Origin of the sequence: Geobacillus sp. FSL W8-0026, assembly GCF_037966255.1 — a bacterium.
Lineage (GTDB): Bacteria > Bacillota > Bacilli > Bacillales > Anoxybacillaceae > Geobacillus > Geobacillus icigianus.
In genome coordinates this window covers 2,173,770-2,186,549 of record NZ_CP150194.1, presented here as the reverse complement: position 1 = coordinate 2,186,549, position 12,780 = coordinate 2,173,770, and the positions used below count along the sequence as shown (strand labels likewise).

10 protein-coding genes and 1 riboswitch are annotated in these 12,780 nt (G+C 55.3%); of the genes, 9 read left to right on the top strand and 1 reads right to left on the bottom strand.

What is annotated here, in order from left to right:
- From NST29_RS10905 to NST29_RS10890, 4 genes are all read left to right on the top strand, one after another.
- Window positions 1-909 (top strand): ABC transporter permease, encoded by a 909-nt coding sequence (locus NST29_RS10905; RefSeq protein WP_339232151.1) that lies wholly within the window; start codon window positions 1-3, stop codon window positions 907-909.
- Between the two features lie 13 nt (window positions 910-922).
- Window positions 923-2,707 (top strand): oligopeptide ABC transporter substrate-binding protein, encoded by a 1,785-nt coding sequence (gene opp4A / locus NST29_RS10900; protein ID WP_339232150.1) that lies wholly within the window; start codon window positions 923-925, stop codon window positions 2,705-2,707.
- Window positions 2,708-2,757: 50 nt separating this feature from the next.
- A riboswitch (SAM riboswitch) is annotated at window positions 2,758-2,862 on the top strand.
- A gap of 426 nt (window positions 2,863-3,288) precedes the next feature.
- Window positions 3,289-3,672 (top strand): VOC family protein, encoded by a 384-nt coding sequence (locus NST29_RS10895; RefSeq protein WP_033020862.1) that lies wholly within the window; start codon window positions 3,289-3,291, stop codon window positions 3,670-3,672.
- A 554-nt stretch (window positions 3,673-4,226) separates the two neighbouring features.
- A complete protein-coding gene (locus NST29_RS10890; protein WP_033020864.1) occupies window positions 4,227-4,709 on the top strand; it encodes a PaaI family thioesterase in 483 nt (160 codons plus the stop codon).
- A gap of 390 nt (window positions 4,710-5,099) precedes the next feature.
- On the opposite strand, the gene NST29_RS10885 is transcribed toward NST29_RS10890, so the two are convergent.
- A complete protein-coding gene (locus tag NST29_RS10885; protein ID WP_033020866.1) occupies window positions 5,100-5,516 on the bottom strand; it encodes a PaaI family thioesterase in 417 nt (138 codons plus the stop codon).
- A 143-nt stretch (window positions 5,517-5,659) separates the two neighbouring features.
- Between NST29_RS10885 and hutG the strand changes: the two genes are divergently transcribed.
- From hutG to NST29_RS10860, 5 genes are all read left to right on the top strand, one after another.
- Window positions 5,660-6,658: a formimidoylglutamase gene (gene hutG / locus NST29_RS10880; RefSeq protein WP_051985092.1), complete on the top strand. Its 999-nt coding sequence runs from the start codon at window positions 5,660-5,662 to the stop codon at window positions 6,656-6,658.
- An 86-nt stretch (window positions 6,659-6,744) separates the two neighbouring features.
- Complete coding sequence (locus NST29_RS10875; protein WP_033020868.1) at window positions 6,745-8,232, top strand: helix-turn-helix domain-containing protein; 1,488 nt, start codon at window positions 6,745-6,747, stop codon at window positions 8,230-8,232.
- A gap of 162 nt (window positions 8,233-8,394) precedes the next feature.
- Window positions 8,395-10,056: a urocanate hydratase gene (hutU, locus tag NST29_RS10870; RefSeq protein WP_033020869.1), complete on the top strand. Its 1,662-nt coding sequence runs from the start codon at window positions 8,395-8,397 to the stop codon at window positions 10,054-10,056.
- Between the two features lie 15 nt (window positions 10,057-10,071).
- Window positions 10,072-11,346, top strand: coding sequence for an imidazolonepropionase (gene hutI, locus NST29_RS10865; RefSeq protein WP_033020871.1), 1,275 nt, complete (start codon window positions 10,072-10,074; stop codon window positions 11,344-11,346).
- A 96-nt stretch (window positions 11,347-11,442) separates the two neighbouring features.
- Window positions 11,443-12,759, top strand: a complete 1,317-nt coding sequence (locus NST29_RS10860; RefSeq protein WP_033020873.1) for a YjiH family protein — start codon at window positions 11,443-11,445, stop codon at window positions 12,757-12,759.
- Window positions 12,760-12,780 lie beyond the last annotated feature (21 nt).

Genomic DNA, 12,780 nt, shown 5'->3' with positions numbered 1-12,780 from the left:
ATGAAAGCGGAAATCAGCGGCCCAACGCCGGCCGGAGCGAACATCGAGAAAAGCCCTTCCGCCTTTTCGATCATGTGGCGGGAGGTGGTTCGGGATCGGCTCGCGCTTGGTTCGCTCATCATTTTAGGAATCCTTTTGGCGATCGTCTATGGCGTGTCACTCTTTTTGGATCAAGAGGAAATCGTGAAAGTGGATTTTCTTTCCATCTATTCTCCGCCGTCAGCGGAACACTGGCTTGGCACAGACTACGGAGGGCGCGACGTGTTTGGCCAGCTCATCATCGGCGCCCGCAATTCGTTTACGATCGGACTGGCCATTACGCTCATCACTGGGGCGATCGGCCTCATTGTCGGATTGGTGGCCGGCTATTTCGGCGGCTGGATTGACAATGTCATTATGCGCATCATCGATTTCATTCTCGTTCTGCCGTTTTTGATGCTCGTTATTGTTTTTGTCGCCATTGTGCCTAAATATAATGTATTGACGTTCATTTTGATCATGAGCGCGTTTTTGTGGACGGGCAAAGCCCGGCTGATCCGCGCCAAAACGCTGGCCGAGCGCGAGCTGGATTATGTCAGCGCGTCAAAAACGCTCGGCACGCCAGATTGGAAAATCATTATTTTTCAAATTTTGCCCAACCTCAGCTCGATCATTATCGTCAATTTGACGTTAAATTTGGCGGGCAACATCGGCATCGAGTCCGGGCTCACGTATCTTGGCTTCGGGCTGCCGGAGAGCACGCCGAGCTTAGGGACGTTGGTCAGCTATGCGACCAACCCGGATGTTTTGCAAAACAAATGGTGGGTTTGGTTGCCTGCGTCATTGCTTATTTTAGTGATGATGCTGTGCATAAATTTCATCGGCCAAGCGCTGAAACGTGCGGCTGATGCAAGACAACGACTAGGATAAGGGGGAAGAAAATGTGAAGAGAAAATGGCTGGCGGCTCTCGCCGCGCTCTTGCTCGTGCTCGCCGGGTGCACGGGCAAATCCGACACAACGAGCGGAAAGGGCAACAATAACGAAAAACCGGCGGCTCAGAAGGAAGACATCAGCAAATTCCCGATGACGGTGAAAAACGACGGGAAAATCATCGACGGCGGCGTGTTGAAATACGGCCTTGTGTCCGATACGCCGTTTGAAGGGACGCTCAATCGAGCATTTTACCAAGGAGAACCCGATGCAGAAGTCATGCAGTTTTTTGACGAAAGTCTCTTCCGAATCAATAGCGACTATGAAATTACGAATGACGGTGCTGCAACGTATGAGCTATCTAAAGATAAAAAGACGATGACGATCCGCATCAAAGACAACGTCAACTGGCATGACGGCCAGCCGGTGACCGCCGAAGACTTGGAGTACGCCTATTTGGTCATTGGCAGTAAAGATTACACCGGCGTCCGCTATGGCGATGCGCTCATCCAAGGCATCGTTGGAATGGAAGAGTATCATAGCGGCAAAGCGAATAAAATTTCTGGCATTAAAGTCATCGACAAAAAGACGTTGACGATTACATGGAAACAGGCCAATCCGTCGGTGTTGACCGGCATTTGGGCCTATCCGCTGCCGAAGCATTACTTGAAAGACATTCCGATCAAAGACTTGGCGAAATCGGATAAAATTCGGAAAAACCCGATCGGCTTCGGACCGTTCAAAGTGAAGAAAATCGTTCCGGGCGAGTCGGTCGAGTTTGTTCGCAATGATGACTATTGGGATGGCAAACCAAAATTGAAGGGTGTCATTTTAAAAGTCGTCAGCCCGAAAGTCATTTTGCAAGCGATGAAAAAAGGGGAAATCGATGTTGCAGAATTCCCAACTGACCAATATGTGAATGCTAAAGGAACAAAAAATATTCAGTTTATCGGCAGAATAGATTTGGCGTACAACTATATCGGCTTTAAACTCGGCCACTGGGATGCGAAAAAGCAAGAAAACGTCATGGACAATCCGAAATTCCAAAACAAAAAACTGCGCCAAGCGATGGCGTACGCCATCAACACCCAAGAGGTGGCCGACCGCCTGTATCATGGCTTACGCTTCCCGGCGAACACGCTCATTCCGCCGTCGTTCCCGGGCTACCATGACAATTCGATCAAAGGGTATACGTACAATCCGGAAAAAGCGAAACAATTGCTGGATGAAGCGGGATATAAAGATGTGGATGGCGATGGCCTCCGCGAAGATCCGAACGGCAAAAAATTCAAGATCAACTTCTTGGCGATGAGCGGCGGGGACATCGCTGAACCGTTGGCCAAGTTTTATATGCAATGCTGGAAAGATGTGGGTCTCGATGTTCAGCTTGTGGACGGACGCTTGGCGGAGTTCAACTCTTTCTATGATATGGTCAAAAAAGATGATCCGAAAGTGGACGTTTACGCAGCCGCGTGGGCGACGGGCACGGACGTCGATCCATACGGATTGTATGGACGGAACGTCATGTTCAACTACTCGCGCTGGGTCAATGAGAAAAACGATGAACTGTTGGAAAAAGGCCATTCGGAGCAGGCGTTTGACAAAGAATATCGCCGGAAAATTTACAGTGAATGGCAACAGCTGATGAACGAAGAAGTTCCGGTCATTCCGACGCTGTATCGCTTCTCCATCCTTGCGGTTAACAACCGCGTCGCCAACTTTACGGTCGATCCGGGCTCGAAACTGACGTGGAAAGATGTCGGCGTCACGTCCGAGCAACCGGAAGTCGAACAATGACGATTGTTGCCTTTGATGATGTATGATAAGATAGAAGATAAATTGCATACGTCTTATCAAGAGTGGGCGAGAGAACGGGCTTGATGACCCCACAGCAACCTGCCGCAGGCAAGGTGCTAACACCCGCAAAGCGGTTTCGCTTTGGATGATAAGAACGGCTCATGGCCCCTTTCGCATCATTCCGAGGCGAAGGGGGTTTTTGATGATGGGAGGTGAGGGGGCGTGGCGGAACGACTGTCGCTCCGCGCTTGCATGGCGGCGCATGTGGTGGCGGCGACGTTTCCCGTTCACGTCATGCGCTGCGTGCGGACGGAGCTCATCCGGTTCGATCGCTAGGCGGTCGTGCATATCGACTGCGGGGACGGCTATGTCCACCTGTATGGGAAACCCAAGGAACGATGGTTTCCCTCGTGCTGACGAACGATGAGGCGGAGGGATGGAAAGCGGAGGGGGCGTACGCCCTTGATCGCTATCTATGGCAGGGGCTAGGAAAAAATACGTTTTCCACCGTCAATGACCCCGTATTTGCGGGCTGTGTTTTCCATTGAATCGTAGAACGTGAGAGAAAGGAAGAACAGCGGATGGCAGTCAAAAAATTTGAACACGTCGGCATCCAAGTGAAAGATATTGAAACATCGAAAGTATTTTATCAAAACGTCGTCGGCCTCGAGCTGCTCAGCGAGATGATTCATACGAACGGGACGATGAAACTGGCGTTTTTGGGGCTTGACGGCCAAGTCATCGTTGAGCTCATCGAAGGATACAATCCGGATTTGCCGACGGAAGGAAAAGTGCATCACGTCGCATTTACGGTCGAAGGCATTGAACAGGAGAAAGAGCGGCTCGTGTCGCTTGGCGTTCCGCTCGTTTGGGAGGACATTACCGCGCTTCCGAACGGGGCGAAATATTTGTTTTTCCTCGGCCCGGACGGGGAATGGATCGAATTTTACGAACCGGAACGATAAGAAGAATGAAAACAGGCAGCCCGCGATTTTGCATCGATCGGGCTTTGGGCGTCAGAGCGTGGCTGGCGCCTCTTTCTATTTTTTTGCCTTGACCGCACATCGACCGGTGGCATAGAAGGCCGGTGAAAAACCGCTGTCACACACCAATGGGCGGCCTTTTTAATCAGAAAAGTTTCATGGGCAGTGTGATCTGCCCTCCACCGAGGCGTGAAAATCTCGCGTCAGTTCGGCATTTTCACGGAAAGTTCCATGGGCAACGGTTTGCCCTCCACCCAAGGATGAAAATCCGCGTCAGTTCGGCATTTTTATAGAAAATGGGTGGCCATCCGTATTTTTCCCGAAATCACCATCCTTATAGGTCCTGTCAGCTTCGTTTTGTACGGATGGCAGTCCGTGTGTGGGCTGACATGTGGGAATGATTCCTGATGGAGCCACTTCGTTGTTCATGACGGTCATTGTAGCATGGACAGCAACTTTAGGGCAAAAAGTGCGCTTTAGGGTCGAGACTTTTTCAATTGGATGATATACTAAGAATAAAGAGGGGAGGAGATGTCATGGAAGAAACGATCGTTCACGCCATTCAAGACGACTATCCGGAGGAATTCGCTTGGTGCTATGGCTGCGGCCGTTTGAATGAGACGGGCCACCATTTCCGCACCGGATGGCAAGGGGACAAGACGGTGACCGTATACACGCCGCGCCCCGAACATACTGCCATCCCTGGGTTTGTATACGGTGGATTGATCGCCTCGCTCATCGACTGCCACGGTACTGGTTCAGCAGCGCTGGCGCTGCACCGGAAAAACGGCCATGAGCCGGGTAGCGGGGAGACGCCGCCGCGCTTTGTCACCGCTTCGCTGCACGTCGATTTTCTCAAACCGACGCCGCACGGGGTGCCGCTTGTGGCCATCGGCACGGTGACGGAAATTCACCCGAAAAAATGGCAAGTTGACACCGAAGTGTTTGCGAACGGTGAATTATGCGCCCGCGGGCAAGTCGTCGCCGTCGTGATGCCGAAAACGTTTGTCCGCTCTTAACAAGCAACGGAAAGCGCCGAAAAGCCGCTGTTTTTTGACAGCGCTTTCTTCGGCGCTTTGTCACTGGGGGCGGTTAGGAACTGAGCGCCCCCTGCAGTTCGGCTCGCGCTGGCGGGCAAAGCCCATCATCATTCCCCCTGCCCGTTGTGAAGAGCCAAGGCGTCCGGAGTCGTTGTCCGAAATGCCGCTTTCTTTCCAGTAGGTTTTGAGGGGCGGTGATTTAAGGAAACAGGCCGCTTACCGGCCTCGCTTCTTAAATAGAAAAGCCTTGTCGCGTCAGAATCGTCTTTCACACGCTCCCCCCATTGTCCGAAAGAAACAACCGCTTTTCACCAGCCTGTTTGGCCTTCTTTCGGAATCCTGCCCATGACCCGCTCGCACGAATGACCTTCATCGTTTTTCCATGATGATCACGGATGACGTGGCGCTCGCCACCTCTTTGCCGCTTTGCCGCACGGTGGCGGTCACATAAACGACCGTTCGCCCGGGTTTTTCCACTAGCGCCTCGATTTCCGCTTCCCCCGCTTCCAGCGGACGATGAAACGTCGTGTGCAAATTGATCGAAGCGTGCATTTGGTTATCGCGAAGCAAGGTCGTCACCGCATACGCCATCACAATATCCGCAGCTGCGCCGACAAACCCGCCCATAATGACGCCGTTGCCGTTGAGCAGCGATTCGCTTACCTTCCATACTCCTTTCGCATAGCCGTCCCGGGCTTCTGTCAAGCGAACGCCGAGCGTTGTATCGCACGGCGGCGGCGCGCTTTGGCCGGCGATGACGTCATGTAAGTTGACGGTTGATTTCATGCTGTGTCCCCCTTTCTGTTGTCGATCTGTATTCTTTTATTCGCGGGAAAGAGGCGATTTCCTCTTTCTGCCCCTGCAAGAAGGAGAACGGCAAAGCGGCAGCGAAAGAAACAGGTAGCTGATCGTCGAAAGGAGATGGTTCGATGTATCAACAACCCGAGCAAAGTCGCTGGACGGGGAGGGTGGACAGTGTGAGCGATGAACGGGCGTTTCGCCTCCATCAGCGCATCCGCCTGTTGGATTTATCGCAGCCGTTGGCGCCGATGGAACGAGCAGCGGCTCTCATCGGCTTTGCCTGCGACGAGGGCGTGCGCCGCAACCAAGGCCGTCAAGGGGCGAAAGAGGCGCCGGCCGCTGTGAAAGCGGCGTTGGGCCGGCTGCCATGGCATCTTCCGCAAGGCGCGTCCATCTTTGATGCCGGCGATGTCGTTTGCGTGGACGGACAGCTCGAACAAAGCCAAGCCGAACTCGGCAAAGCCGTCGCCCGCCTGCTGCGAAGTGGCGCGGTGCCGGTGGTGATCGGCGGCGGCCATGAGACGGCGTATGGCCATTATTTGGGCGTCCGTGAAGCGCTTGGGCCGAACGCCCGCCTTGGCATCATCAACATTGACGCTCATTTCGATTTGCGGCCGTATGATAACGGGCCGACATCCGGGACGATGTTTCGGCAAATTTTGGATGAGGACAAACAGGTAGGGTATTGCTGCTTAGGCATTCAGAAGCTCGGCAACACGGCGGCGCTGTTTGCGGATGCACAGCGGTACGGATGCGAGTACATGCTGGAAGAACAGCTGACTGCGGGGCCGATGGAGGCAGCGTATGAACAGATCGAACGATTTGCCTCAGCGTATGACGGCGTGATGTTGACCATTTGCATGGATGCGATCAGCGCTGCCGCCGCGCCGGGGGTGAGCGCGCCGTCGCCGTTTGGACTCGCACCATCGCTGGTGCGCGCGCTCATCCGCCGCGTCGTTTCTCATCCGAACACGATCAGCGTCGATCTTTGCGAAGTCAACCCGCTCGTGGATGAAGGCGGAAAAACCGTGGCGCTCGCCGCTGCTTTTTGCTTCGAAATCCTTCTTCATCTCCAATGTTGGCAAGGAGACCCCTCACTTAGGTGCAGGCACCATGGGGGCAGTTGACTTTCGACGTTTGCAAAGCAGCGCCGAACACATTCGCTGAACACGTTGCCTGAACCATTTCATCAAGCAGCTAAGGCGGTGAGAAGATGAAACTCGTCATTGCCGAACGGGACGACAAGGAACGAGAAGCGATCCGCTGGCTCGTGTCCACGTATTCCTTGCCGATTGAGCAAGTATATACGGCGGCTACGGTCGAGGAGATGATGGCGCTGCTGGAACGGGAAGCGCCGGAGCTATTGTACGTCGAATTGGACATGATTCCGTATGAACAGTGGGGGAAAGCGGCATCTTGCATCCGCCTGTTTTGCCAGCGCGTGATTGCCGCAACCGCGGAGGCGACATTCGCACGGGCGAAGCAAGCCATCGACTGGCAATGCGTCGATTTGCTTGTGAAGCCGCTTGAGCCCACCAAATTGAAGCAAGCGTTGCGAACGGCGGCTTCATTTTCTGCGGGGGACGGGCGCTCTCGTTCGTCCGTCGGTGTTGGCGGCTATGATGACGATTATCGCTCGTTATTTGCCGATGACTGTGTTGACGTGTCGACCCACGTATGGCTTGTGCAGGCCGAACAACCTGCCTTATCTTCTGAAGTGGTCCGCTTTTTAACGAACTATCCGTTTCGCCGGCGGGCGCGCGTCTTGCCGTTGACCCATATGGCGGCCTGTCTCTTTCCCGAGCTGCCGGGCGATGGAAAAGAAGAGGCATGGAAGATGTTGCGCGATTGGGAGGAGGATCATCATGAGCCATTGGCGGTCGTTATCATGCCGCCGGATGGCCGGCGATCGGTGCGTGAGCGATACCAAGCCGCCCGCCGGCTGCTCGAGACGACGTTTTTTATCGGCTACCGGCAAGTGATCGCTCCGGCGCCGGATGACGGACCGTGGCGCCACTTGGATCCGTTTCTAACGCCGGAAGAGCAGCGGCAATGGATCGAGATGCTTGAGCGGTTTGACCATGAAGCGGTCAAACGATGGCTGCAACAGGAATTTTCCGATTGGACGCCGCCGTTTCCGAGCCCGGAGATGGTGCGCACGCGGTTGACGAGTATTTTGGCGCAAATCCGCCGGTTTATGAAGACGTACCGTCTGGACCGCGGCGCGACCGAACGAGAATACATGCGCCTGTTTCAGGAAATTTTGTATAATCCGGTGCTGTATCGCATCGTTCAGGAACTGATTTTGTTTTTGCGCCGGCTGCTTGACGAAGCGAGGCGAGCAGCGGAAGACGCGCGCGTCGACGCCATCGAACGGGGGCTCCGCTATATGGAAGCGCATTTTCGCGACCCGTCGCTCACGTTGGAGCGGGCCGCGGCGGCAGCCGGCCGCAGCCCTGCGTATTTCAGCCATTTGTTGTCGAAAAAGCGCGGCGTGACGTTCCGCCAATGGCTGACGAACCGGCGGCTTGAGGAGGCGAAACGGCTGCTCCGGCAAACCGACCTCTCGATTAAGGAAATCGCTGAACAGACCGGGTTTCGCACGGCCCATTATTTGACGCGCGTCTTTAAAGCCGAACTGAATCAGACACCGACCGCCTACCGCGATGAACAACGATCGTATCGGTCATCACCGCGGTAGGCGGTTTTTTTCAAAAAAAATGAACAGCCATCAAAAGAAATGGATCAATGAAGGAGAAAGAAATATGAAATTTCGAAAAAAATGACTCACCTTTAAAAGAGGCGCATCTATCTCCGTCTTCTTCCCTTCCTTACAATAAAAGCAAAGAGGGAAAAGGAGAGGATGACGATGACAGACAAACGAATGGTGCAAGCGCTTTCCGGAACAACGCGGCGAGCGAAAGGATGGATTCAGGAAGCGGCGCTGCGCATGTTGCACAACAACTTGCATCCGGATGTCGCCGAGCGGCCCGATGAGTTGATCGTTTACGGCGGCATCGGGAAAGCGGCGCGCAACTGGGAATGTTACGAGGCGATTGTGGACACTCTTCTCCGGTTGGAAAACGATGAGACATTACTCATTCAATCGGGCAAGCCGGTCGCGGTGTTTCGCACCCACCCGGATGCGCCGCGCGTGCTCATGGCCAACTCGAACCTCGTGCCGGCATGGGCGACATGGGACCATTTCCATGAGCTCGACAAAAAAGGGCTGATCATGTACGGACAAATGACGGCCGGCAGCTGGATTTACATCGGCAGTCAAGGCATCGTCCAAGGGACGTACGAAACGTTCGCCGAAGTGGCGCGCCAGCACTTTGGCGGCACGCTGGCAGGAACGATCACGGTAACGGCCGGCCTTGGCGGCATGGGCGGGGCGCAGCCGTTGGCGGTGACGATGAACGGCGGCGTCTGTCTCGCTGTTGAAGTCGACCCGGCCCGCATCCAGCGCCGCCTTGACACGAAATACCTTGACACGATGACCGACAGTCTGGACGCCGCGCTCGCCATGGCCAAACGGGCGAAGGAAGAGAAAAAGGCGCTGTCGATCGGCCTTGTCGGCAATGCGGCCGAAGTGTTGCCGCGGCTCGTTGATATGGGTTTTGTTCCGGACGTCTTGACCGATCAAACGTCCGCCCATGATCCGTTAAACGGCTACATCCCCGCCGGGTTGACGCTTGAGGAGGCGGCCGAGCTGCGGGTGCGCGATCCGAAGCAGTACGTTGCCCGCGCCAAACAGTCGATTGCCGCGCATGTGCGGGCGATGTTGGCGATGCAACACCGAGGAGCGGTGACGTTTGATTACGGCAACAACATCCGCCAAGTAGCGAAAGACGAAGGAGTCGAAGACGCCTTCTCTTTCCCGGGCTTTGTGCCGGCGTACATCCGCCCGCTCTTTTGTGAAGGAAAGGGCCCGTTCCGCTGGGTGGCGCTCTCCGGCGATCCGGAAGACATTTACAAAACCGATGAAGTCATTTTGCGCGAGTTCAGCGAGAACGAACGCCTTTGCCATTGGATCCGCATGGCGCAAAAACAAATCCAATTCCAAGGGTTGCCGGCGCGCATTTGCTGGCTTGGCTACGGCGAGCGGGCGAAGTTCGGAAAACTCATCAACGACATGGTCGCCCGCGGTGAATTGAAGGCGCCGATCGTCATCGGACGCGACCATTTGGACTCGGGTTCGGTCGCCTCGCCGAACCGGGAGACGGAAGCGATGAAAGACGGAAGCGATGCCATCGCTGACTGGCCGATTTTAAACGCCCTGTTGAATGCGGTCGGCGGCGCAAGCTGGGTGTCGGTTCACCACGGCGGCGGCGTCGGCATGGGCTACTCCATTCACGCCGGCATGGTCATTGTCGCCGACGGGACGAAAGAGGCGGAAAAACGGCTGGAGCGTGTGTTGACGACCGACCCCGGTCTTGGTGTTGTCCGCCACGCCGACGCGGGGTATGAGCTCGCCATTCGGACAGCGAAAGAAAAAGGCATCGATATGCCGATGCTGAAGTAGAAAGGAGAACCGCCTATGCGCCCGCTCTTTGTCCGCCGCGCCCGCCAGCTCGTCACGCTGGCGGGAAGCTCCGCGGCTCCGCTTGTGGGAAAGAACATGAGCGACCTTTCCATCATGGAAAACGGCAGCGTCTGGATCGAAAACGGCACGATCACCGCCGTTGGTCCGGACGACGAACTCGTCCGCCGTTTCGCGGATCGGCTTGCCGAAGCAGAGGTGATCGACGCCCGCGGCAAAACGGTCACCCCCGGCCTTGTCGACCCGCACACCCATCTCGTTTACGCCGGTAGCCGTGAACACGAATGGACGATGCGCCTCGGCGGGGCGACGTATATGGAGATCATGAACGCTGGCGGCGGCATTCACGCGACGACAAAGGCCACCCGCGAGGCGTCGGAAGAGACGCTGTACGAAGAAAGCAAGCGGCGGCTCGATCAGTTTTTGCTTCACGGCGTCACGACCGTTGAGGCGAAAAGCGGCTACGGGTTAAGCCTTGAGCATGAAATGAAGCAGCTTAACGTCGCCAAGCGGCTTCATGACACCCATCCGGTCGATGTCGTTTCCACCTTTCTTGGCGCCCACGCCGTTCCGCCGGAGTGGAAGCACGACCGGGAGGAATATATCCGTTTGATCGTCGAAGAAATGATTCCTGAAGTCAGCCGTCAGGGGTTGGCTGAGTTCAACGACGTCTTTTGCGAGCGCGGCGTGTTCACCCCTGATGAGGCGCGCCGCATCCTCGAAGCAGGCAAAGCGCACGGCTTGACGCCGAAAATCCACGCCGATGAGATCGAACCGTACGGCGGCGCCGAACTGGCTGCTGAGGTGGGGGCGATATCGGCCGACCACTTGCTTCGTGCCTCTGATGACGGCCTCCGCCGCATGGCGGAGCGCGGCGTGATCGGCGTCCTCTTGCCAGGCACAGCGTTTTTCTTACTAACCAACGCCGCCAACGCCCGTCGCTTGCTCGACGCCGGCGTCCCAGTCGCCTTAGCGACCGACTGCAACTCCGGCTCATCGCCGACCGTCTCGCTCCCGCTGGTCATGAGCCTTGCCTGCTTGCATATGCGCATGACCCCGGCCGAGGCGCTTGCCGCCGCCACGATCAACGCCGCCCACGCCATCGGCCGCGCCCATGTGATCGGCAGCCTTGAACCAGGCAAGAAAGCGGATTTGGTCGTTTTCAACGTCCCGAACTACGTGCAAATCATGTACTATTACGGCGTCAACCATGCGGAGACGGTGATCAAGGACGGGAAGGTGGTGGTGGCGGGAGGAAAGGTGCGCGCTTGAGGGGGGATGGTCTTCCGTTGAAGCGTTTGGCGACCGGAAGCGGGATGCTTCCGGTTGCACAGTCTTGCGTAAGAAGAACAATGGGGGTGGAGAGAAATGAAAGCGGATCCAACCATAGCGCCATCCACGCCGGCAAGCGGGGCATGGAAGTTTTTCGTCTTTAGCGCCATCGGCATTTTCGTATTTTTCGTCCCGGTTTCGATCGGCGGCACATCGTCAATTTTGCTCGATCATATTGTGACATGGATCCGCACCCAGTTTTCGGCACTTGTTCCTTATTATGCTCTTATCGTGATCGCTCTCGGTGCCGTTTATCCGTTTTACAAAAAAACGTGGAACAAAGATGCTGTGACAACCGTTTTTTCACTGTTGAAAGTTCTAGGACTGATCACGGCGGTCATGCTTGTGTTTCACATCGGTCCGTCGTGGCTGTTTCAGCCGGATATGGGGCCGTTTTTGTACGATAAGCTCGTCGTTTCCGTCGGCTTGCTTGTGCCGATTGGCTCGGTTTTTCTCGCTCTTCTTGTTGGCTACGGGCTGCTTGAATTCGTTGGTGTGTGGATGCAGCCGATCATGCGGCCGATTTGGAAAACGCCGGGCCGCTCGACCATCGATGCCGTTGCCTCCTTTGTCGGCAGCTACTCCATCGGTCTTTTGATCACGAACAAAGTGTTCAAAGAGGGCAAATATACGGTGAAAGAGGCGGCAATCATCGCTACCGGCTTCTCCACCGTATCCGTCACATTTATGGTGGTTGTCGCGAAAACGTTAGGGTTAATGTCGATATGGAATACGTATTTTTGGGTGACCTTTCTCGTCACGTTTGCCGTTACAGCGTTCACCGCTCGGATGTGGCCGCTAAGCCGCATGAGCGATGAATACTACGACGGCAAGGGGGATCCCGAGCAAAGAGTGACGGGTAACTATATGAAACAAGCTTGGTCTGAGGCGATGAAAGCGGTAGCGCAGTCAAAAGGGATCGGGACGAATATATGGGAAAACTTGCGCGATGGTTTTATCATGACGATGGGCATTTTGCCTTCCATTATGTCGGTCGGACTGATCGGGCTGCTGCTCGCTGAATATACGCCGTTTTTTGATTGGCTGGGCTATCTGTTTTATCCGTTTACTCTTCTCTTGCAAATTCCAGAGCCGTTGTTGGCAGCGAAAGCTTCGGCCATCGAGATCGCCGAAATGTTTTTGCCAGCCTTGCTTGTCACTGAAGCACCGCTCGTAACAAAATTTATAATTGCCGTTGTTTCCGTTTCTGCCATCTTGTTCTTTTCTGCTGTCATTCCATGCATTGTATCCACTGAGATTCCGCTCAGTTTGCCGAAACTGCTCGTCATTTGGTTCGAGCGGACGGTATTGACGCTCATCCTCACCGCACCGCTGGCGTACTGGCTGCTTTGACAATGAGCGGACGTCAAGACA